This is a genomic window from Nostoc sp. DedQUE05 (assembly GCF_034530955.1).
In the GTDB taxonomy this organism is placed as follows: domain Bacteria; phylum Cyanobacteriota; class Cyanobacteriia; order Cyanobacteriales; family Nostocaceae; genus Nostoc.
This window is the reverse complement of record NZ_JAVRCB010000001.1, coordinates 36,582-58,558: the sequence shown is the minus strand read 5'-3', so window position 1 is coordinate 58,558 and position 21,977 is coordinate 36,582. Positions and strand designations below refer to the sequence as shown.

19 protein-coding genes are annotated in these 21,977 nt (G+C 40.9%); 12 read left to right on the top strand and 7 right to left on the bottom strand.

The window, feature by feature from the left end; genetic code table 11:
* Window positions 1–98: 98 nt before the first annotated feature.
* The 3 genes from mgtE to RMZ42_RS00250 all read left to right on the top strand — a co-directional run bounded on the left by mgtE (window position 99) and on the right by RMZ42_RS00250 (window position 3,366).
* Window positions 99–1,451, top strand: coding sequence for a magnesium transporter (mgtE, locus tag RMZ42_RS00260; protein WP_322669510.1), 1,353 nt, complete (start codon window positions 99–101; stop codon window positions 1,449–1,451).
* Window positions 1,452–1,739: 288 nt separating this feature from the next.
* Window positions 1,740–2,753: an aspartate carbamoyltransferase catalytic subunit gene (locus RMZ42_RS00255; protein ID WP_322669509.1), complete on the top strand. Its 1,014-nt coding sequence runs from the start codon at window positions 1,740–1,742 to the stop codon at window positions 2,751–2,753.
* Window positions 2,754–2,925: 172 nt separating this feature from the next.
* A complete protein-coding gene (locus tag RMZ42_RS00250) occupies window positions 2,926–3,366 on the top strand; it encodes a pentapeptide repeat-containing protein (protein ID WP_322669508.1) in 441 nt (146 codons plus the stop codon).
* Between the two features lie 65 nt (window positions 3,367–3,431).
* On the opposite strand, the gene RMZ42_RS00245 is transcribed toward RMZ42_RS00250, so the two are convergent.
* From RMZ42_RS00245 to RMZ42_RS00220, 6 genes are all read right to left on the bottom strand, one after another.
* Window positions 3,432–4,772: a TldD/PmbA family protein gene (locus tag RMZ42_RS00245; protein WP_322669507.1), complete on the bottom strand. Its 1,341-nt coding sequence runs from the start codon at window positions 4,770–4,772 to the stop codon at window positions 3,432–3,434.
* A gap of 231 nt (window positions 4,773–5,003) precedes the next feature.
* Window positions 5,004–6,476: a TldD/PmbA family protein gene (locus RMZ42_RS00240; RefSeq protein ID WP_322669506.1), complete on the bottom strand. Its 1,473-nt coding sequence runs from the start codon at window positions 6,474–6,476 to the stop codon at window positions 5,004–5,006.
* A gap of 309 nt (window positions 6,477–6,785) precedes the next feature.
* Entirely contained in the window at window positions 6,786–7,610 is an 825-nt protein-coding gene (locus tag RMZ42_RS00235; RefSeq protein ID WP_322669505.1) for a glycosyltransferase family 2 protein, read from the bottom strand.
* A 45-nt stretch (window positions 7,611–7,655) separates the two neighbouring features.
* Window positions 7,656–8,960: an NAD(P)/FAD-dependent oxidoreductase gene (locus RMZ42_RS00230; protein WP_322669504.1), complete on the bottom strand. Its 1,305-nt coding sequence runs from the start codon at window positions 8,958–8,960 to the stop codon at window positions 7,656–7,658.
* An 82-nt stretch (window positions 8,961–9,042) separates the two neighbouring features.
* The gene (locus tag RMZ42_RS00225) at window positions 9,043–9,399 is read right to left on the bottom strand and encodes an EamA family transporter (protein WP_322669503.1); all 357 of its coding nucleotides are present in this window, start codon (window positions 9,397–9,399) and stop codon (window positions 9,043–9,045) included.
* An 18-nt stretch (window positions 9,400–9,417) separates the two neighbouring features.
* The gene (locus RMZ42_RS00220) at window positions 9,418–9,798 is read right to left on the bottom strand and encodes an EamA family transporter (protein WP_322669850.1); all 381 of its coding nucleotides are present in this window, start codon (window positions 9,796–9,798) and stop codon (window positions 9,418–9,420) included.
* Here RMZ42_RS00220 and RMZ42_RS00215 point away from each other — a divergent pair.
* The 5 genes from RMZ42_RS00215 to RMZ42_RS00195 all read left to right on the top strand — a co-directional run bounded on the left by RMZ42_RS00215 (window position 9,797) and on the right by RMZ42_RS00195 (window position 15,942).
* A complete protein-coding gene (locus RMZ42_RS00215; RefSeq protein ID WP_322669502.1) occupies window positions 9,797–10,063 on the top strand; it encodes a hypothetical protein in 267 nt (88 codons plus the stop codon). The genes RMZ42_RS00220 and RMZ42_RS00215 overlap by 2 nt on opposite strands.
* A 2,302-nt stretch (window positions 10,064–12,365) precedes the next feature.
* A complete protein-coding gene (locus tag RMZ42_RS00210) occupies window positions 12,366–14,525 on the top strand; it encodes a Tex family protein (RefSeq protein ID WP_322669501.1) in 2,160 nt (719 codons plus the stop codon).
* A gap of 13 nt (window positions 14,526–14,538) precedes the next feature.
* The gene (locus tag RMZ42_RS00205; protein ID WP_322669500.1) at window positions 14,539–14,880 is read left to right on the top strand and encodes a 2Fe-2S iron-sulfur cluster-binding protein; all 342 of its coding nucleotides are present in this window, start codon (window positions 14,539–14,541) and stop codon (window positions 14,878–14,880) included.
* Between the two features lie 342 nt (window positions 14,881–15,222).
* Complete coding sequence (locus RMZ42_RS00200; protein ID WP_322669499.1) at window positions 15,223–15,624, top strand: phage holin family protein; 402 nt, start codon at window positions 15,223–15,225, stop codon at window positions 15,622–15,624.
* Window positions 15,625–15,750: 126 nt separating this feature from the next.
* Window positions 15,751–15,942 (top strand): YqaE/Pmp3 family membrane protein, encoded by a 192-nt coding sequence (locus RMZ42_RS00195; RefSeq protein ID WP_322669498.1) that lies wholly within the window; start codon window positions 15,751–15,753, stop codon window positions 15,940–15,942.
* A 201-nt stretch (window positions 15,943–16,143) separates the two neighbouring features.
* On the opposite strand, the gene RMZ42_RS00190 is transcribed toward RMZ42_RS00195, so the two are convergent.
* Complete coding sequence (locus RMZ42_RS00190) at window positions 16,144–16,944, bottom strand: histidine kinase (RefSeq protein WP_322669497.1); 801 nt, start codon at window positions 16,942–16,944, stop codon at window positions 16,144–16,146.
* Between the two features lie 191 nt (window positions 16,945–17,135).
* Between RMZ42_RS00190 and RMZ42_RS00185 the strand changes: the two genes are divergently transcribed.
* The 4 genes from RMZ42_RS00185 to RMZ42_RS00170 form a co-directional block, all read left to right on the top strand.
* The gene (locus RMZ42_RS00185; protein ID WP_322669496.1) at window positions 17,136–17,360 is read left to right on the top strand and encodes a hypothetical protein; all 225 of its coding nucleotides are present in this window, start codon (window positions 17,136–17,138) and stop codon (window positions 17,358–17,360) included.
* Window positions 17,361–17,415: 55 nt separating this feature from the next.
* Entirely contained in the window at window positions 17,416–17,751 is a 336-nt protein-coding gene (gene petJ, locus RMZ42_RS00180) for a cytochrome c6 PetJ (protein ID WP_322669495.1), read from the top strand.
* A gap of 111 nt (window positions 17,752–17,862) precedes the next feature.
* Entirely contained in the window at window positions 17,863–18,882 is a 1,020-nt protein-coding gene (locus tag RMZ42_RS00175) for an aldo/keto reductase (RefSeq protein ID WP_322669494.1), read from the top strand.
* Between the two features lie 58 nt (window positions 18,883–18,940).
* Window positions 18,941–21,977: tetratricopeptide repeat protein (locus tag RMZ42_RS00170; protein ID WP_322669493.1), on the top strand; the 3,037-nt coding region annotated here is incomplete at its 3' end.

Sequence of the window (21,977 nt, the reverse complement as noted above, 5' to 3'; positions counted from 1 at the left end):
ATTTTATGGACCATAGTCCACAAGATGGCAGTATCAACCTCCTCTGAGCTGTGGTGAGGAAGTCTCCCAGCGCGGGGGAGACTTAGGAGATATATATCATGCTCACAGAAGATATTCGTGATTTGTTGACTGATACTACCGATTTAAACCAGTTGAAATGGGATTTAAATCGCTTGCAACCTGTGGATGTGGGAGACTACATTACACAATTGCCCGAACAACAACGGGCGATCGCATTCCGTTTACTCAACAAAGCTCAGGCAATTGATGTATTTGAATATCTGCCGACAGAGGTGCAGGAAGAACTAATTAATTCTCTGCATGATGTCCAGGTAGTGCAACTTGTAGAAGCGATGAGTCCCGATGAACGGGCAGAATTGTTTGATGAACTACCGGCTGGAGTAATCAAACGGTTATTACAACAACTCAGTCTAGAAGAAAGGCAAGCAACAGCAACGATTCTCGGCTATCCAGAAGGTACGGCTGGGCGGGTGATGACAACCGAATATGTCCGGTTGCGGCAAGGATTAACTGTAGGTGAAGCTCTGAGTAAAATCCGCCGTCAGGATGAAGACAAGGAGACGATTTACTACGCCTACGTCACAGATGATAACCGGACGCTGGTGAGAGTAGTTTCACTGCGGCAATTGCTGTTTACTTTTCCCGATGTTTTCATTAAAGATATTGCTAGCGATCGCGTCATTAAAGTTAAAACTGAAACCCCTCAAGAAGAAGTGGCGCGAATTATGCAGCGCTACGACTTAATCGCGATCCCCGTAGTTGACCGAGAAGACCGATTGGTGGGCATTGTCACCATTGATGATGTCATGGATATTTTGGAAGAGGAAGCCACAGAAGATATCCAAAAACTGGGGGGTGTCAGTGGTGATGAAGCAGCTTTATCCTCTCCCTTACTCACCATTCGCAATCGCTTACCTTGGCTATTGGGGATCATGGCCATGTATATTGGTGCAGCCAGTGCGATCGCGCCTTTTCAATCTGTAATTGCCGCAGTGCCAGTTCTAGCCGTAATCATGCCGATATTTTCTAACACTGGCGGTACTGTCGGTATTCAATCATTAACGGTAACAATTCGTGGCTTGGGAGTGGGAGAGGTAACACCCAAAGATACCTTAAAAATTCTCCGCAAGGAACTTCTAGCTGGTTTAGGTACAGCTCTGGCTTTAGCCACAACGATGATCCTGCTTTCCTTGATTTGGGCGCGACCTCAAGAGCGATGGGTGGCTTTAATTGCCGGAATGGTAATGGCAACTAATACAATTGTGGCTGTTACACTCGGCACTTTACTACCAATGGCTTTGAAACGACTGAAGCTCGACCCTGCCTTGGTTAGTGGCCCGTTAGTGACTACAATGCTAGATACAATTGGGTTTTTAACATTCCTCAGCCTAATTTCTCTAGCTTTAAACGTTTTCCATTTACCAACTTGAAGGGATTGGAGATTGGGGATTGGGGACTGGGCATGGGGCATGGAGAAGAGACAAGGTAGACAAGGAAGAGGGGGGAGACTTGTCCCCTTGTCCCCTTGTCCCCTTGTCTCCATCATCTCCCCCAGTCCTCAAATATGAAGAGATAAGGTAGACAAGGAAGAGGGGGGAGACTTGTTCAATAATTCCCCCTTGTCCCCTTGTCCCCTTGTCCCCTTGTCCCCTTGTCCCCTTGTCTCCATCATCTCCCCCAGTCCCCAGTCCCCAGTCCCCAGCCCCCAGTCCCCAAATATGCCTACTACTACCTGGAATCGTCATCACATTCTTTCCCTGGCTGACTTTACTACTACCGAATACGATACAGTTTTGCAAACTGCTGCCAGTTTTCAAGAAGTGCTATCACGGCGGACAAAGAAAGTGCCAACTTTGCAGGGACAAGTGGTGGCGAATTTATTTTTTGAATCGTCTACCCGCACCCGCAGCAGTTTTGAACTAGCAGCCAAACGTTTAAGTGCGGATACGCTGAACTTCGCCGCCGCCACATCTTCTATGACTAAGGGAGAAACAATTCTCGATACGGCGAAAACCTATTTGGCAATGGGAACTGATATTATGGTAGTCCGCCATCGAGAGGCAGGAGTACCAAATGCGATCGCATCTGAAATGGATCGCCTCGGTGTACGAGTTAGCGTCCTCAATGCTGGTGATGGTCAACATGAACATCCTTCCCAAGCACTGCTAGATTTATTTACCATAACTACTCTAATTGACCCAGATCATCCGCGACTGGAACTTTTAAAGGGGAAAAAGATTGCCATTATTGGCGATATTCTCCATTCTCGTGTGGCGCGATCGAATATTTGGAGTTTAATTGCTAGTGGTGCCGAAGTGCATCTGGCAGCACCGCCAACCCTCTTACCTAAATTCTTTGCCGAGTTTATCTCGGAGGAAGTAGAAGGCAGAAATTATTCTCCCAATCCCCAACTATTTCTACATTGGCAGCTAGAACCAGCTTTGCAGAATGCAGATTTTGTCATGACTTTACGTCTGCAAAAGGAACGGATGACGGCTCATTTGCTGCCAAGTTTGCGAGAATATCACCAACTGTTTGGCATTACACGCACAAAACTGCAACTTTGTAAACCGAATGTCAAAGTTTTGCATCCAGGCCCAGTCAACCGTGGTGTTGAAATTAGTTCTGAATTGATGGATGACCCAGAATTTAGTCTCATTCAATCACAAGTTACCAGCGGTGTCGCTGTTCGGATGGCACTGTTGTACCTATTAGGTAGCGGCAAAGCTTAATATAATTTCAGTTGGAAATTTCCTCCCATCGGACTACCTAACGGAAGAATACCTAGTCTCATCGAAATTATATATTCCTCCGATCGCATGAGGACAGAATTCTCTAATCTTGGCACACTGGTGTCGTAGAAGTTCAGAATTCAATGACTTCTAGAAGTGTCCGAGGTAAATTATGAAACGAATTTTTTTGACGGCAGCAGCCTTACTCAGCACGCTATCCTTAGCTGCTCCCATTCCCGTCAAAGCAGAAAATTCCGCCCCTGTCCGCCGCTTGTTAGAAACTAGAGAATGTTCGGGATGCAATCTAGTAGGAGCTAACCTCAAAGGCGCTCATCTAATCGGTGTTGACTTGAGAAATGCAAATTTAAAAGGAGCTAATCTCGAAGGTGCTAACTTAGAAGGTGCCGATTTAACTGGAGCTAATTTAAAGTCTGCTAATCTCACACAAGCATTTGTTAGCGATACGATGTTAAATAATGCCAATCTTACCAACGTGAATTTGAGTAATTCCCGTTTATATAATAGTGACGTAGATGGCGCTGTTTTAGCTGGTGTTGACTTAAGTGGTGCTGATGTATTTAATACTGCCATTAGCATTGGTGGTGAATACTAATGGTTAGTCATGATTTCCAAGTTAAGAGTTAAGAGTTTAACTCTTAACTCTGCACTTACTAAGTTTTATTCGCCGGTAATCGATAGTTCATTAACCCAGATTTTCGGGCAAACCCCACCTGGCGTTAACTCTGGCTCTTTTTCTACATAAATAATTGACTTCAAAAGTTCCAAGAAATCACCAGCAACAGTTGCTGACTCAATACTCGTCCTCACTCCCTTATTAACTAGCCAACCATCAAACGGCAAAGAAAAGGAACCTTGCAAGGATTTAACTCCAGCATGGAGAGCTTGTAAATCATCGATAAAAATCACATTTTCAGCAGTTTCTAAGCTCAATTCTTGCTCAGGAGTTGCTGTTGAAAATACGTGATAAAAATTGGGGCTGACGCTGACTTTTGCACCAATACTAGCATTACCCGTTGGCTGGGCATTTAACCTTTTAGCGGTGCCTGCACTATGGAGAAATCCTGTTAAAACGCCATTTTCAATCAGCGAAATTTGACGAGTAGGAGTTCCTTCGCCATCAAAACTTTCCGCACCTACGTTAGCTGGGTGCAGTGCATCATCATAAACTGAAAGCAGAGGAGAAGCAATTTCCTTACCTAAATCATCAGGTGTAGATAGACTTTGATTGTCTAAAATACTTTGGGCATTGAATAAGTTAGAAAAAGCACCCAACAGACTTAAGAAAGCTTCTGGTGAGAAAACAACTCGATATTTACCAGTTTTGATTTTTTCATAATTCAAGTGACTGATAGTTTTATCGGCAGTTTCTTTAATGCAACCATGAATATCTAGATTATCTAAACTTTGGTTGATTCTATAAGCGCCTGCACTGCGCGGTTTCTTCCCATCTTCCTCAGTTTTACTATAAAGATAAACTGATGCCAAAGAGTGAGATTCAGTTCTTACTGCACCGTCGCTATTGAGATAAAATCTGTCAATATCTCTTTGAGACAAACCATTATAAGGTACACCTTTAATTGCTGGGTGAGCTGCCAATAATTCTTTTTCAGCTACCAACAATTTTTCTATAAGTTCAGCAACAGGTGCTTGAGGTGCTTTATGCAGAGGTTTACTTGGAATCGGAACAGTAGCCTCTGGACTAAAATCAGGAACATTCTCTTTAACACCAAAGAAACTGGCTTCGTAAGCAGTTTTCAAAGCTAATTCCAGTCCCTTGGGGTCTACATCTGTGGTGCTGGTCACACCCATTGTATTATCTTCATTCCAAACACGAACAGTAACACCAGAGCGGTTTGAAGCTTTAACTTGTTTTGGCTCACCTTGGTCTACTTGCACGTTAGTGTCATCTACTGTTGAGCCATAAATGTCAAATTTTTTAATGCCAAGTTTATCAGCATTATCCTTAGCAGAATTTGCAATTTCATTGATATTCGGCATAGTCAATTTTGGATTTTGGATTTTAGATTTTGGATTGGAAGCGATTCTATTTTGAATAATTAGATTTTGGATGTTATTGCTTGTACTTCTCTCATAGAGTTCTGACTGAAGGAATACTCAAGCAATTTTGGATTTTAGATTTTAGATTGAACTAACGGAACAATCAGGTAACTTGAGCATTTTGGATTTTGAATATTGTAATTCAAAATCCAAAATCTAAATCTAAAATTCTTATCTTCCACCAACGGTAATAGAATCAACCTTGATGTGGGGTTGTCCGACTGTGGTGTAAATACTGCCACTGACAGAGCCACAAAAGCCTGGTGCAATTTCCAAATCTTGGGAACACATGGAAATTTTATTCATAATTTCCTTAGCTTCACCAATGAGAATTGCTCCCTTCAGTGGTTTGGTGATTTTGCCATTTTCAATTAAATAAGCTTCATCAACACTAAAGTTAAATTGACCTGTAGCACCAACGCTACCACCACCCATCTTTTTACAGTAAATACCTTTATCAACAGAGGCAAATAATTCATCATTGCTATATTCGCCAGAATCAATATAAGTATTACGCATCCGGCTAGCAGCGGCATAGGTATAATTTTGGCGGCGTCCACTTCCAGTTCTGGGGTGTCCGGTGCGTGAGGAACCTGTTCTATCTGCTAAAAAGTTTTTCAGAACGCCTTTTTCAATTAAAAGGGTTCTTTGAGCAGGCATACCTTCGTCATCCATGTCAATAGTCCCGAAGGCATTTTCAGAGCGCCCTTCATCCCAGGCTGTCAAACTTTCGTGGGCAATTTTTTCGCCTTTTTTGTCAGCAAAGGGTGTGGTATTACGTTCAATTTGAGTGGTTTCTAGCAGGTGTCCGCAAGCTTCGTGGAAAATTACGCCGCCAAAGTGATTGGCCATAATGATGGGATAAGTACCCGACTCCACGTAATCTGCGTAGAGCATTTTTCCAGCCGATTCTGCTATTTTCTCGGCGGCTTGTTGAGAATCCCAAGTTCTCAAGAAGTTGGCATCACTAGTATTACCCGCGCGATCGCCAATTGAGGTACGATTAGCACCATCAGCACACAACAGGTTAAATCCGACTGATTGGGTGAGGCGAATATCACGGGCAAAAGTCCCGTCACTAGCAGCGATTAAAACTTCTTGCCAATCCCGGAAATAGCTAGCACGGCGCGATTGGACGTGGCTAGCTTTTTGCTTCAGGTGGGCTGTACCATCTAGGAGGATTTCTCCCATTTCTCGGATGGAGCTACACACTGGTAGCCATGCATCTTTACCTCTTTTGGTAGCGTAATCTCTAAATAATTCTAGGTTGATTTCGGGGATGAAAGCTTTAGCAGTGGGTAGTTGTAATCCTAAGATAGAAAGACCTTTTTCTAAGGCTGCTTTCAAACCGGAAAACGAAAGGTCATTAGTGCTAACGTAGCAGTCAGCTTTGCCACGAAATACCCTGACTCCTGCGCCTGTAGACAGACTGGGTGAAATACTCGTGATAGCGTCATCTTCTGCAAGAGAACTAATATAGTTGCGACGCTCTAAAAATAATTCGATGAAGTCAGCACCAGCGGCGCGTCCTAGTCCCAGAAGGGTAGCCAGGGGGGCTTCCCAGGTTTCATCGAAACGCTCTGGTGTGGAGGAATATTGAAGAGTAGGAAGTTGATTCGAGAGAAGTAGCGTACTTGTAAGCATGGGTAGCCTCGTCTGCTGGCGTAGTTCAGAGATTTGACTGAAAAATCCTAGTGTGTTCAGTCTAACAAATGAGTAAAAGCCACAGTTGCTAGAAAAACGTGTGGATTTCCCTCCCCTTTAACAACGCCTTGGCAAATCCGCCCACAGACTAGAAATTTAGAGCTATTTGACGAAAAATTCAGAAGTCAGAATACAAAAGCGGAGCAAGCAAAGCTCCGCTTTTGTATCAGTGTAGAATAAAATACAATTCTATTTATATATTTACTGACACTCTTCTCAAGTAAAGAATCCAGACTTTTCTTCTCAGGTTTATTTACGGTTTGCCATTCTTAGTGGAATTCTAACTGTTTCTTGCTGTTTGAAAGTCTGACCTAAATTAGAAGTTGGCTGTGTTGAGGCTAGATTCTTAAACAAGAGTTTTAGTGTTCGAGTAATAGTTTTAAGAATTTTCATTTTGCTAGCAGTCGGTTTTTCATCGTATCTCAAAACCATTGGAATTTCTACGATTTTTGGTTTGAGGGCTTTGGCTTTCAGCAGTAAATCTATCATGCAAGCAAATCCACTTTCAGTGAATAGATTGTCCCCATAATACATATCCAGTTTACTAAGGAAAGTACGGTTATACAGTCTGTAACCACAAGTGTAGTCTTTTACGCCTGGTACACGAGCGGCAATTCTGAAAAGCCAGCTGGCTCCGTAACTCAGCAGCTCTCTAAATTTTGATAAGCCTATGACTTTAGAACCTTTGCGATATCTAGACGCGATCGCAATATCATAGCTACCAGCTATCATAGTGTCATACATTTTTATTAGTAGCTCTGGTGGTTGAGTATTATCACAATCCATCGCAGCTAAAAAATCACCTTCATTGGAAATTTCCAAGAAAGTCGTAAAACCTGTTTTAATTGCTTGACCTAAACCAGCATTTTTGGGATGTTGGACTAATTTTAGTAATATACCTAGTGATTGAGATTCATCTATTGCAGTCTGAGCAGTTCTATCGCTACTGCCATCATCGACAAGAATCAGTTCTATCTCTATATTAAAAATTTGCTGCAATGTTTGAAACTTTTTGAACAAGGGTCGAATTGATTCTTGCTCGTTATATGCGGGTAAAAGAACAAAAAGACTCATAAAGACCTCGTGTGATTTTTAAAATAAAGTGTGATTACTCAAATTTCAAGAATTCAGGAATGCTGATTTTTTGAGAAATTCATCGACTTGTCGAACTACTGCGTTGTTGTTAACGCTATCATTAACCAACTGTGAGGTATTGACGACGAAAAAATCATCGTTTTCAGTACTCACTTTGGGAACAAGGCTGGAATAATTTAAAACTTGTAGTGGCTGTACTTTAATCGCTCGATTAATATGTGCCGCTACAATGTCATCTGCTTTGAGTTCGGGGAACATTAAACGTATACCTTGGAAAAATATTGGACGTAATTCGTCATCTGGTTGTTTTAACAACGGGTCAGTGGAAAGGATATATTTTGGTAGGAATGTAATGTGATACCCTGCTGTCTCTTGTAAAGAAACTAAGTTACTCATACCGATAACTCCAGTAAAAGGAATATTTTTATCGGCAATATTCACTACGTAATAAGGAACTAGAGGCTTACGAGTAATCAGTACCATGCAGATTACACCCAGGTATTCTACTGTTTTACTAGTGTCTGAAACCTTCACCAATTCCCTTGCAGCAACCTGTTGCAAGATATTAACTGGCCCAGTAAAGATGACTTTATCAAAATGCTCTTTTTTCCCCTGATATTCTACCCACATTCCACCCCCTGGATGAGGTGCGATATATTCAACCGCAACACCTTTGTGGATATGACCTCCAGCCGCGTAAATTAATTTTTCTATATGGTCAAAAACAGTTTTATAACCGCCTGATACATAACCGAGTTGTTCTTTATTTAATGAAGAATCGCGCGCTGAAAATAGTCTTTTGATATAAGCCCAAATAAAAACTGCTGATATTCGCTTATAGTTTTCTCCTAATTTGGATAAAAGCAAAGGTTTCCAGAGCTTTTCGTATGTGTTTTTACCACCAAGTTTCAATAGCCAATCTTCAACTAAAATCTTCTCTAAGCGCCGCCAGTTATTAAGGCGCGAACCATATAAAAGAGTAAAGGCTAATCTGATTTTACCTATAAGTCCAAATAGAGGAAAACGCAGGAATTCTATACTATTACTAATAGAATAAAACTTTTTATTGTCATAAAAGCCTGTTAAACTTCGATGCCAACGTAGCTTATCTCCAAGACCAATATCTCTAAGAAAATTTATTAAGTGAGTATCAGAAGGTAGGATAACGTGATAAAAGCGATCCCAGGTAAATAATCCGTAATCATGATAGGTAGTAAGTCCACCAAGCTGCTTATTACTATCAAAGACAGTGACTTTATGTCCTTGATGTGAAAGACGTTGAGCTAATACTAGCCCAGTGATGCCTCCGCCAACGATACCTATATTCATAAATTAAATTTAGATTTTGTGAAAATGTTTTAGAGGATGATGTTCGGAAACTGTTAATATTAATAATCTGAATCATAAAAGATTAATGTACAACTAGAATTACGCCAGTTATAATAACGGAAATCCCTAACCATTGGCTAAACAGAACCTCTTCTTTTAAAAGATAGTGAGAAGCAATGGGTACAAATGCATACATTAATCCTAAAACTGGAAAGGCTTGACTTAAAGGAATTGTCCGCAATACATAAAGCCACAATATAGTCATAAATGTATAGCAGATAAACCAAATTAAAAAATAACGAGATAATAAGAGATTTTTGAGAGAGCCGCTTTCTCCTTTATTAGAGTTAGAGATGTAAAGTCCATACTTGAGTGAGAGTTGAGCAGTTGTTCCAAATAAAACAACAAGCATTAAATTTAGCCAAGTAAAAATACTCATTTTTAACTTTTCAAGTAATTATCTAAATTTGAGCTTTTTTATGGGGTTAACTACTAAAAGAACACCCAAGAATATAGTGATGACTCCTACTATTCGAGTTAACGTAATCACCTCATTAAAAAAGTAGTATGAGCCGAAAAGTATCCCGACATAATTTAAACTTGTCAGTGGATAAGCAATACTCAATTTTACAGATCGCAGAGCCAATATCCAATTTACTATACCTAAACAATAGACAGTAATAGCTAATGATAATTTTTGAAGAAAATCCCAAGTAAATACTCCTTCATTTGTATAAATCATGGCATTTTTCATTAGCAGTTGTCCACAGATACTAAGTAAAATACTTACAAATAAAATAATATAAGGGATTATTTTAAAGTTTGAACCTTGCGACATGGATTTCATAGTACTTTGCCTTAATCAAGATAGTAGGTATGAACCGGATAGTAAACAACCAGTTGTTTTAAAGGTTTCATATCTCGGCAACACTTCAGTAAAGACAACAAAATTAAAAGGCTATGTTGAAGTGATTGATATCAAAATGATCTTTGAAGCTCATGCCTTAGAGTTAAAAACTAAATACTATGCAATATTCCAAGATGGTTGCTGTATCATGGCGGCGTTCGATATGATTGCTAGTAAAACACGCTTAATTGCTTGACTGGATTATACTCCCAACCAAACCAGTTTATTGCTTGGCAATTAGCACAATCAATTTAGAGTTTGCCTAACTGTGAATTACAGATATTTTCTGTGCTACCCAGGTTTGCTTAACACTATTTTTAGCGCGATCGCGATAATCTAATAGTGGATGCAGACATAGAGAAATTTGAGAAGTTTGTCACAAATTCTCTATACATACACAAAGTTTGCAGTGTGCGTAGGTGTAGCCAGTCGTAGACATCGCTGATGTTGAACTCTGATTCCACCCACATATTCAACAGATGCACCTAAATCAAAATGGATTACCAGAATTTTTGATTAATCCATTCATTAACTTTCTATCAGTGGTATCCTGCTGTAGAAATCTTTTGAAGATACTATTGATATTCTCAAGCTATAAAACCTAGCTGGATTGAGAAATATTTTCTATTTGCTCCAAAAAAGTGGATTAATGTACTGACATATGATAAAATTTATCCCGGCTCACAGACTATATCTGTAATCTTGGCTGGCAATTAAGCCGATTTATAAAAGTAATGGTTTTTACTCAAATGGAGTATGTATACGTGCTCTTTTTGGGCATGGGAACACAAGAATTAATACAAGTCTGACTAGCTGCGTAAATAATAGAGAGATAAATCAACCTACACTACAGTAATACGCTTTACAGATTTATCGGGAATTTTACTGGATGTCCAAACGGAGCTTTTTTACAAAACAACTAATGCAAACTAAAGTTGGCTAATCAACTTTCAATTGAGATTGCATTGAATTTGAGATATTTCTACACCATCTAATATTAGGTTTGCTTGACTTTTCCACGTGATTTTATTTAAATAGGCTTTTTCCTCCAAATTTATTGTTACATGTAATTACTTACTAGAATACCATGAGAAAAGCATGTTGCAAATTTATCGCTGTACTTTATCAAAAATTTATCTACTGACAAATACACTTAAACAAAAACTTCATAAAATAAAAATCTTCCTCTATTAGGAATTATTGCCTAGGAAATTTGTACATTTATGAAGTAATTTATGGTATTAAAGTTCTATAACTAAAGAGTTAGTATTAGACTCGATAAATGCAAAGCTAAAAAGCCAAAAGTTGACCCAAGGAAAATTCAAACTTGAACAAGACTACTTGCGGTGACCGGATCGCACAACGTTACACTAAATTACAACCTGAATTTTTAGATGACAATCGAGAGTTGGAATTATTTTTTATCTATTCACAAAAATATTCATCTAAATTTACATATTTCAGATAGAGTTAGTAGTCTGCCAATTTTCCTTCGCTGGGTAGAGGTTTTTTTATTATTTGGACTGATTATTTTCATCAAAGTCTGTTGATAATAATGATTAACAATCGAAACTGATGTCAGGATATTAATGCTTGAGATAAAATCAAGCTAATAGCTCCAAAGTAGGCAATTTCATTAGTACTCTTTTTGAACAAGTAGGCAGTAGCTCAAACAGGACATAATGGTATAAAGAGAAACAACGCTAAGTTTCCTTAGTTGGATAGAGGTTTCTCTAGGTTGTTTTCCTATTGCTTGGACTCATTATTTTCCAAAAGTCTGTTGGTAATGACGAAGACAATTATTAATAGTCCAAACTGAATCTGCCAAGGTGCTAATATTAAACTTAAGATCAAGCTAATCGCTGCGAATACACCTGCAAGATATGCTATTTCATCAGTACTCTTTTTGAACAAGTAGCCTGTAGCTAAAGCAGTACATAGTGGTATCAAGAAAAACAAAAGCATTTTACTAACCTCTGAACTAAAGGTTGTAGTGTTTTTAGAACAAATTTTTTGGAAGTGTGGTTAATCTTACATCCAATATGGTTTTGGCTACAACAGTCGAGCGAAATAAATATTATAGAAAATCAAGATTATGCAAGGTTGTATTTTATGCCAATTGGAATAATTATTGCAATAGATGAAGCGCCAAAAGCTTGACAACTCTTATTCTGTGTTCGAGTGTGCGTAGCAAGATTTAAAATTTGGTACGAGATGCTACGCGAGATTGCGTGGTGTTTAGTAACAGACAATTCCTGTGGGTGATGCTACTTTTGTCCTTCTCGTGACTTAGCCAAGCTGGGTTGTGCTAGACAAATTCTCATTCATCTACGCAAATTGGAAGGGTTATAAAACTTGCGTAGCTGGGTTTTGTCTATTTGGCCAATTACACTCTTGCGAACAATCATCTGGTAAATTAACTTAAAACTTTGGACTTGCGCCAGGATAAGGATCTAGCATATTACCTTTAGAAGTAGCATTTTCATTTTAGACACCTAATGCTGAACATTCCTCAAATACTGGCAACTGAAATCAACCTCAAATCCCATCAGGTGCAAAACGCGCTGGAACTTTTGGCGGAGGGTGCAACAATTCCCTTTATTGCACGTTACCGCAAAGAACGCACCGATGAGATGAATGAAGTGCAACTACGCGAACTGGCCGATCGCTATACTTATTTAACAGAACTGGAAGAACGAAAATCGGTTATTTTAAGTGCGATCGCCCAACAAGGTAAACTTACAGATGAACTCAAAGCCAAAATCTCATCCTGCTTACAAAAAACCGAACTTGAGGATTTATATCTACCCTATCGCCCAAAGCGCCGCACCCGCGCCACTATCGCCAGAGAAAAAGGACTCGAACCACTGGCGGAATTCATCAAGTCGCTAAATATCAAAAATGCTGCAATTGCATCCTTGGAGTCAGAAGCAGCTAAGTATATTTCACAAACCCAGGGAGTAAAAACAGCAGAAGAAGCACTCAAGGGTGCTGCCGATATTTTGGCGGAAGAAGTAGCTGAAAAAGCTGAGTTACGCGCATATATCCGCGACTATCTTTTAGAGGAAGGGGTATTTGTCTCCCGCATCAAAGATGATTATCCCGAAGGTACAACCAAATTTGAGATGTACCGTAACTATCAAATTAAGGTAAAAAATATTGCACCACACAATATGCTGGCGTTGTGTCGGGGTGAAACTGAAAAAATATTAAGCTTTGAAATTGCTTTCGATGAGGATGCGGTACTTTACTATCTTGAGTCGAAAGAGATCAAAGCCAAAGTAAGGACAATTCGAGATTTTTATCAGGCGATGCTGAAGGATGCATTCAATCGTTTGATGAAAGTCTCTCTTATGGGAGAGGTTATTGCTGAGAAAAAAGTTTATGCAGACATAGAATCAATTAAGACATTTGAAACTAATCTGCGGGAGTTGCTGCTATCTGCACCAGCAGGGATGAAACCAACCCTAGCGATAGACCCTGGATTTAGAACTGGGTGTAAGGTTGCTGTCCTCGACCAAACTGGACAATTTTTGGAATACCAAGCGGTTTTTCCCCACCAAGCGACTGAACAGCGACTCAAAGCTGCACAAACTGTCAAAAATCTGATTGAAAAGTACAAAATTGAGTTAATCGCCATCGGTAACGGTACAGCATCCCGCGAGACAGAGGAATTTGTCACGCAAGTATTGCAAAATATAGAACGCAAACCAGTTAAAGTGATGGTGAATGAGTCTGGCGCATCTATATATTCTGCTAGTATTGTAGCGCTAGAAGAGTTTCCCAATTTAGATGTTACTGTGCGCGGTGCGATTAGTATCGGCCGCCGTTTGCAAGACCCCTTAGCAGAACTGGTGAAAATCGATCCCAAATCCATTGGTGTGGGACAATATCAGCACGATGTCGATCAGAAATTGTTGAAAAAGAAATTGGATGACACTGTAGAAAGCTGCGTTAACTACGTTGGCGTAGACTTAAACACCGCCTCCAAAGAACTTCTGACATCCGTCTCTGGGATTACTACAACAGTTGCCAATAATATTGTCGCCTATCGCAACCAGCATGGAGCCTTTAAAAATCGTCGACAACTGTTGAAAGTTCCGAAGCTGGGGCCAAAAGCTTTTGAACAAGCAGCGGGTTTTCTGCGGATTCGCGGCGGCGATAACCCTTTGGATAATACAGCAGTGCATCCAGAGAGTTATTCTGTAGTAGAAGCGATCGCATCCGATCTAAATGTGCCATTAAATCAGGTAACACAAATTGCTGAAAAACTCAAAAAGACTAACCTGAAAAAATACGTTACCGATAGCGTCGGCGAACCCACACTGCGCGACATTCTCAACGAACTCGAAAAACCAGGTAGAGATCCTCGGGCTGAGTTTAAGTATGCCACCTTCAGAGAAGGAATTAACGAAATCAGGGACTTAAAGGTGGGAATGGAACTAGAGGGAATCGTGACGAACGTCGCCAACTTCGGTGCTTTTGTCGATATCGGCGTACATCAAGATGGCTTGGTGCATATATCCCAACTTGCTGATAGATTTGTAGACGATCCCAATAAAATTGTCAAAGTTGGACAAGTAGTGAAAGTGCAGGTGTTAGAAATCAACGAGAAACTCAAACGGATTAGTTTGTCGATGAAAGCAGTTAAACAATAATTAGAAACAGTAGATGGCAGTTTATCAAGTTCGATTTATCAATCCTACACTTGGATTAGATCGCACCATTCCAGTACCAGACGATCAATATATTCTAGATATGGCGGAAGAAGCTGGTATCCGCTTACCATCTGGGTGTAAACAAGGCGAATGTTCTGCGTGTATTGCTAAACTTATTAGTGGTGAAATCGATCAAAGCGAGCAAAAATTTCTGCGTCCAAGTGAAATACAGGCTGGTTATGTTGTTACTTGTGTAACTTACCCTTTGTCTGATTGCACTTTAGAAACCCATCAAGAACAAGTCTTATATAAATCAGCCCTTTACTATAAGCCTGAGTCGGGAAAACCTGAGTGATTTTTGCCTTGTGACATTAAATTAATCTTAAATTTCTAGGGTGTGTTAAGTTTGTTTAACGCACCCTTCAAAGCATTGCAATATGTTAGACATCTTCAGAAATTAATATGGGTTATCCACAATCCTTATAGAGAGGTAGTACTGCTATGTCTTTACTCCTATGTCTAATGTATAGGCGTACAGATGCGCCGATAAAATGTATTTAGAACCGCTACATTTTTCTCAACGATAGGCCTAATGGTAGAAAGAAATTCTATCTTGCAAGGGAGGTGAAACCCTAGCAAATAGTTAAAGATGATATAAGAAGTCGCAAAAAAAATCTCTAGTTATTAGGTAAAAACAATGTTGACTCCATTTTTAACCGCGCTAGCTACAGCTTTGAGCTTGTTGATTGTTGATATCGTTGTTCCAGGCGTTAATATTGCTAATTTCCCCGCCGCTATAATTGCTGCTTTAGTAATTGGTCTAATTAACGGTTCGGTTAAACCAGTTTTGTCTGCTCTTTCTCTACCACTTAACTTTCTCTCATTTGGAGCATTTTCGCTCGTTGTCAACGGTTTATGTTTCTGGTTAGCAGCAGTGCTAGTTCCTGGGTTCGCAGTTCGCGGAATTATTGGTTTCTTGCTTGGGCCAGTAATTTTAACTTTTGCGAACACCTTTATTAACAACTACTTTGTTGAAAGAAACCTTTTAACCAGCAGTGGTGATGTAAAGAATCAAGCTGAATTACCTTCTTCTAGATAAGTTTAGAACGAATAGAAACGCCAGTTAAATCACGTTTCTCACCTACATAAAATCTCCGAAGGTGGATTTCCTAATTCGGCATCCTCAAATGAATGTAATTAAACAAAATCACAAAGTTGTAAAATCATGAAATTAGTTCGTTTTCTTCTAGGTTTGTTAGTTCCTCCTTTAGGTGTTTTCTTGACAGTTGGAGTTGGCCCGACGCTGATTATTAATATTTTGCTCACAGTTTTAGGTTGGCTTCCTGGTAGTATTCATGCAATTTGGGTTATAGCCAAGCATGACGAACAACTTAATCAAGAAGGGCGTATTTACTAATACGCAATATTAAAGGGAGCATCCCCTAACACCTTCTCCCAAATTGGGAGAAGGGGGAGTCAATTTTAAAGTCCCTCTTCCAAGCTTGGGAGAGGGACTTTAATTCATGTGATAAGTCTAATGAAAAATGCTATTTCAACAAAAAATAGGGTGAGAATTTACCACCCTATTTTTTCTAAGTCAATTAAATACCAAAGCAGTCTATTTATGAATAGTCTCGCGTTCTTTATCAGCAGGTTGCTTATCTTTGAACAAGTCAGCCGCCGTTAAGAGTAACTGCCTCAACGTTTGTTTTATTTGGCGCTCTTTTCTTGCTAAAGATGTACCAGCTTCACCTAATTGCTCTTCTAACTGCGATCGCTTCTGTTCTACCTGTACAGCCATTGATTCTGCTTGGGGACGAGCTTTATCATACCAGTGTTTCGCCTCGTCTAGATAATCTTGAACTTCCATATTCCGCCCACCATAGCGTGCAGCCATATTAGCTCGGACAATGGCTAGCTGCGCTTGCAGTTGCGCGTAACGTTTCTTTAACAATCCGACTTCTTCACTATCTTTAATAGCATTGACAGCAGAATCAATCGCAGTTTTGGTACTTGCAGGTTTTTCCTTACCCGTCTCTTCAATTTCTGCCAGAATTACATCAACCTCTTGTTGGAGTTGTTCTTCTTCACCGTCAAGTTGAGCCTGTAGGCGCTTGATATCTGTCTGAGTTTGAGCAATACTTTCGTGTCTTTTGCTATTAATCCCTTCCAACGCTCCTTCAATGGAAGCTGTCACTTCATCTTTGAGTTCGCTACCTTTTTCTTGGAAGTTTTCAATTACAGCAGAAACAGCATCTTTCACAATGCTACGAACTTCAGTAGAACCTTGTTTAAACTCAGAAGCTACTTGAGAAACTGCGGATTTCACAATTTCTCGAATCCGCTCAGTTCTTAATTGTCCAGTTTCTTTTGCTTGTTGCAAGTCGGCTTGAATTTGTTGTTTGATATTGTTAGGCATTTTCAACTCGGATAATTTAACTAATTGGGATAATATTTTCTCTTAATGTTCCTACATCCATATTATGGCGTAGCCCAAACTGACTTGGTACTTCCTTTAGATATAAAATTGCAGTCCCAAAGAGGTGATGTGTAAGATGTTGCCCATTTGTGAGATGATGAATATTTAGTGGTAGTAATTGGAAGTGAAATATGTGGCAAGTAAATATTACTTGTTCGGATGATGCCTGGAAAATCTATGGTGTTGATTTTAAAGCGATCGCAGCGAAATATCAAGGTGAATTAATTAGTTCCAAAAAAATGCCAAATGGTACGCGCATCATGTCTTATAAAATTGAAGATGTGAGCGATGCAGAAGCCTTTCAAGAAGATTGTGCAAATTTTGCTGGATTTACAACTGACTTTGAATCCCTCTAATATTGGTTTTAATACTTATGCCTACAACTAGTATGTTCAAATCTGGAGAAATTAATTGAAGAAACTACTTACATTAGTATTAGTAACGTTTTTGTTATTAATCAGTACTTTTACTTTGCCTGTTAGGGCAGCAGACACAGTTAACGGCGAACAAATATTTAGCGTTCATTGTGCTGGTTGTCATATCAACGGTAGCAATATTATCAGGCGAGGTAAAAATCTCAAAAAGTCAGCCCTGAAAAAGTATGGTATGGATTCAATAGAGGCAATTACATCTATAGTTACCAATGGTAAAAATAATATGTCAGCCTACAAAGAGCGTCTCACCGAACAGCAAATTCAAGACGTTGCTGCTTACGTTCTCGAACAAGCTGAAAAAGGCTGGCGTTAAAAAGTTAGGAGTTGGGAGTGGGGAGTTAGGAATTAAGAATTATCAGTTATGATTTATTTATTAGTAATTGTTAAGTATTCCCATTCCTAACTTTTCACTCATAAATTGAAAATGAACTTACCCGCAGCTAGTCGTCTCCAATTTACCCCCGATTTGAACATCTGCCGCATATTAAATGGGATGTGGCAAGTCTCCGGCGCACACGGGCAGATCAATCCCCAAGCCGCTATTGAGACTATGTTCAAATATTTAGATGCAGGTTTTACTACTTGGGATTTAGCAGATCATTATGGCCCTGCGGAAGACTTTATTGGTGAGTTTCGTTGCCAACTAATTGATACTCGTGGGAAAGATGCTTTATCTCAAGTACAAGCTTTTACGAAATGGGTACCTCGTCCAGGCAAAATGACCAAGAAACTGGTCGAGGAAAATATTAATATTTCCTTGAGAAGGATGAATGTGCAATCGTTAGATTTGATGCAATTCCACTGGTGGGAATATCAGGATAAAAATTACCTGGATGCCCTCAAATATATGGCAGAGCTTCAGACTGAGGGTAAAATTAAGCATTTAGGTTTAACTAATTTTGACACGGAAAACTTGAAGCTTATTACTGAAGCAGGTATCAAAATTGTTTCTAACCAAGTGCAATTTTCCCTGGTTGACCGCCGTCCTGAAGTTAATATGGTGGAGTTTTGTCAGCAGCATAACATAAAGCTTTTTACTTATGGTACGCTGTGCGGCGGTTTGTTATCAGAAAACTATTTGGGTAAACCGGAACCGCGAGGATTTGATTTGTCCACTGCTAGTTTGAAAAAATATAAAAATATGATCGATGCTTGGGGTGGTTGGCGATTATTTCAAGAGTTGCTGGCTATCCTGAAGGAAATTGCTAATAAGCATGGCGTCAGCATTTCCAACGTGGCAGTGCGTTACATTTTAGATCGGCCAACTGTGGGCGGTGTGATAGTTGGTGCCAGACTTGGAGTATCTGAACATATAGAAGATAACGCCAAAGTATTTAGTTTTAGTTTAGATGAAGACGATCGCGATCGCATCAATGCAGTATCTCGTCAATCACGCGATTTGTACCAGCTTATCGGCGATTGCGGCGACGAATATCGGCGATAATTTCGGGAAAAAGGTGATAATACGGTGAAGGTTACTGTGGAAACTATTGCTGTCAGCCATGCCCCTAAACTTCACCTTCGCCCTCAGTCAACAGCAAACTTTTGAATTACGCTGTGACTATGGCTCACGTCGCCTGGATAAAACGGAGTTGGCAGCACTAATTGATTTGTGTGAGCAAAATTACTATGCTCAACAAAGAGATCATCTACCCTATCTCACCCAGTTGGGACGGCAACTTTATCAATGGCTGGATGGTAAAGAAGGATGGCTGAGAAAGGCGCTGGATGAGGCGGATGAGCAAACGATTCTTCTAGATTTGATTAAAACCAGCGAAGCAAAGGGGTTGAATCCCGAAACAGAACGGGTGGCTTTGGGATTGGCACATATGCCTTGGGAATTGCTGCATGATGGTGCAGGGTTTTTAATCGAACGCCAGAATCTTTCCGTTTTACCAGTGCGTTCTGTACAGCAGCGTCAAACCCAAATCATTGGCGTGCAAAATCGTCCATTGCGGTTGCTGTTCATGGCGACTTCTCCTGAAGATCCCAGAGTTCCACCACTAGGGTTTGAGCAGGAAGAAGCCAACATTTTGCAAGCAACTAAAGATCAGCCATTGGCGTTGATTGTTGAGGAAAGCGGCTCGGTTGCAGAGTTAGCCAATTTGGTGAAATCCTACCCCGAAGACTATTTTGATGTCTTTCACCTCACGGGACACGGGATAATTTATACCAAAAAAGACTACGGCTATTTGCTGCCAAAAGGTGTAACGCTGGCAGACAATACCCCCTGCTTCATCACTGAGGATGAGGTGGGAAATATGCAACTGACTACCGTCAATGACTTAGCTAAAGCCTTTCGGGGACGCTGGCCCCGTGTAACTTTTCTCTCTGGCTGTCATACGGGACAGGTTGCTAACAAGGGGACAGTACCCTCAATGGCGCAGGCGTTGGTGAAAGCGGGGGCAGGTATCGTTTTAGGCTGGGCGCGTCCGGTGTATGACCGCACGGGTATTGTAGCAGCACAGGCACTTTATCAAGCATTGGCAACAGGGGCAACTGTTGAGGAAGCAGTCAAAGCAGCGCAGCAGGAGATGATTGAGAAAGAATGCACCGACTGGCATCTGTTGCGGATGTATCGGGATACGCGCCCCATTGCCGAACTGGTGACACCTCTGAGAACAAGAAATCGTGAAAAGCTGAAGTTTACAGCGCCAGAGCAAGAATTTCTCGATGAGAATAATCTAGTTAAAGTTGCCAGTCGGTTTGAGTTTGTCGGACGCAGACGACCTTTGCAACGGTGTCTCAGGGCATTGCGGGAAACTAGCGACCAAATCGGGGTGTTTATTGCCGGGATGGGGGGACTGGGAAAAAGTACCCTGGCGGCGCGGTTATGTACGCGGGTGCAGACGCAGCGTGATAATTTTGCGCGAGTCGTTTTGATTGGCCCTTTGGATGAGTGGGGTTTGCTGAATAAGCTTTCTAATAAGTTTGACCGGTTTGCAGATGTGCCGGCACTTTTGAATGAACCAAAGGTGTCTCTGAAAGGGCGGTTGCAAAACTTTTTTGAGGCAATTGAAAAGGAACACAACCAACCTTTGCTGCTGGTGCTGGATGACTTTGAGCAGAATATCCCCACAGCTAATATTGAAGATGGTTCACTGCGGATGACGGCAGATGCTTATGAAATTTTAGGGGCGATTTGTGCGGCATTGGCGGAGAACGGGGGAGAAAGTCGGCTGATTGTCACCTGTCGCTATTTGAAATCAGACACCTTGCCACCTCATCACCTGCACCTGGAACGACTGGAACAGATGAGCAGCAGTGATATTGATAAAATTTGCTTTCCATTAGATAAAGAAGTTAGACAGCAGTTAAGAACTCAGCGAATTATTCACATTGCTGATGGTAATCCCCGGTTGTTGAAGTGGCTATTGGAGGTGATTCAGCAGGCGGGATTAGCGGCGGATGAATTATTGAATCGTCTGGAGGCGACTGAGCAGAAATTCCGCGAAGATATTTTGGCACAAACTCTGCTGGATGCTTTGGAACCGGAAGAACAAAAGTTTCTTGCACGATTGAGTGTGTTTCATCTGCCAGTGATGGAGGATATTGTGAGGGCAATTTCTACCGCAGGGGAATTGGCAGTTTTAGGCAAGCTAACCAGCCTTAGCCTAGTCGAGTCTGCCACCGCTCACCCCAACCAGCCAGCTAATTATCGAGTGACGACAATTTTAGAACCGTTGTTAGAACCAGTATTGAGTGAGGAAGAATGGCAAGCAACGCGACAGCAAGCGGTGAGGAAAATCCATCAAGCTTGGTGCGAGGAGAATGAAAACCCCACGGAAGCAGAAGGACTGGAAATTGTGCGGTTGGGACTGTTGGCAAAAGAGCAGGAAATTGCAATCAGCATTGGGGATAGGATTGCAAACTATTGGGTGAACAATTCCCGCTTTGTGGAAGCTTTTGATTTGTGTGAGCAAGTGCTGGCAGTTTTTTTAGATTATCGCATCTTGGGAACAGTCGCCCGTGCGGAAGAGGTTTTGGGTTTTGTGCAAGAAGCTGCTACCCATTATCAGCAAGCTTTAGACCTTTGCCCTGAAGAGGAATTAACAAGAAAAGCCGCTACCCTCAACAACATGGCACTGGTAATCGCCGACCAAGGATTGCTCCCAGAAGCGATTGCACTTTGGGAGCAATCCTTGGAAATAATTGAGCAGATTGGCGATGTCAAAGGTAAAGCCGCAACCCTCAACAACATGGCACTGGTATTCGCCGACCAAGGGGACATCGCAAGAGCGATCGCACTTTGGGAGCAATCCTTGGAAATAATTGAGCAGATTGGCGATGTCAAAGGTAAAGCCGCAACCCTCAACAACATGGCACTGGTATTCGCCGACCAAGGGGACATCGCAAGAGCGATCGCACTTTGGGAGCAATCCTTGGAAATAATTGAGCAGATTGGCGATGTCAAAGGTAAAGCCGCAACCCTCAACAACATGGCACTGGTATTCGCCGACCAAGGGGACATCGCAAGAGCGATCGCACTTTGGGAGCAATCCTTGGAAATAATTGAGCAGATTGGCGATGTCAAAGGTA

Bases quoted from the DNA above. Each gene is read 5' to 3' on its own strand.
- mgtE (WP_322669510.1), top strand. From the start codon at position 99: ATGCTCACAGAAGATATTCGTGATTTGTTGACTGATACTACCGATTTA.
- RMZ42_RS00255 (WP_322669509.1), top strand. From the start codon at position 1,740: ATGCCTACTACTACCTGGAATCGTCATCACATTCTTTCCCTGGCTGAC.
- RMZ42_RS00250 (WP_322669508.1), top strand. From the start codon at position 2,926: ATGAAACGAATTTTTTTGACGGCAGCAGCCTTACTCAGCACGCTATCC.
- RMZ42_RS00245 (WP_322669507.1), bottom strand. From the start codon at position 4,772: ATGCCGAATATCAATGAAATTGCAAATTCTGCTAAGGATAATGCTGAT.
- RMZ42_RS00240 (WP_322669506.1), bottom strand. From the start codon at position 6,476: ATGCTTACAAGTACGCTACTTCTCTCGAATCAACTTCCTACTCTTCAA.
- RMZ42_RS00235 (WP_322669505.1), bottom strand. From the start codon at position 7,610: ATGAGTCTTTTTGTTCTTTTACCCGCATATAACGAGCAAGAATCAATT.
- RMZ42_RS00230 (WP_322669504.1), bottom strand. From the start codon at position 8,960: ATGAATATAGGTATCGTTGGCGGAGGCATCACTGGGCTAGTATTAGCT.
- RMZ42_RS00225 (WP_322669503.1), bottom strand. From the start codon at position 9,399: ATGAGTATTTTTACTTGGCTAAATTTAATGCTTGTTGTTTTATTTGGA.
- RMZ42_RS00215 (WP_322669502.1), top strand. From the start codon at position 9,797: ATGGATTTCATAGTACTTTGCCTTAATCAAGATAGTAGGTATGAACCG.
- RMZ42_RS00220 (WP_322669850.1), bottom strand. From the start codon at position 9,798: ATGTCGCAAGGTTCAAACTTTAAAATAATCCCTTATATTATTTTATTT.
- RMZ42_RS00210 (WP_322669501.1), top strand. From the start codon at position 12,366: ATGCTGAACATTCCTCAAATACTGGCAACTGAAATCAACCTCAAATCC.
- RMZ42_RS00205 (WP_322669500.1), top strand. From the start codon at position 14,539: ATGGCAGTTTATCAAGTTCGATTTATCAATCCTACACTTGGATTAGAT.
- RMZ42_RS00200 (WP_322669499.1), top strand. From the start codon at position 15,223: ATGTTGACTCCATTTTTAACCGCGCTAGCTACAGCTTTGAGCTTGTTG.
- RMZ42_RS00195 (WP_322669498.1), top strand. From the start codon at position 15,751: ATGAAATTAGTTCGTTTTCTTCTAGGTTTGTTAGTTCCTCCTTTAGGT.
- RMZ42_RS00190 (WP_322669497.1), bottom strand. From the start codon at position 16,944: ATGCCTAACAATATCAAACAACAAATTCAAGCCGACTTGCAACAAGCA.
- RMZ42_RS00185 (WP_322669496.1), top strand. From the start codon at position 17,136: ATGTGGCAAGTAAATATTACTTGTTCGGATGATGCCTGGAAAATCTAT.
- RMZ42_RS00175 (WP_322669494.1), top strand. From the start codon at position 17,863: ATGAACTTACCCGCAGCTAGTCGTCTCCAATTTACCCCCGATTTGAAC.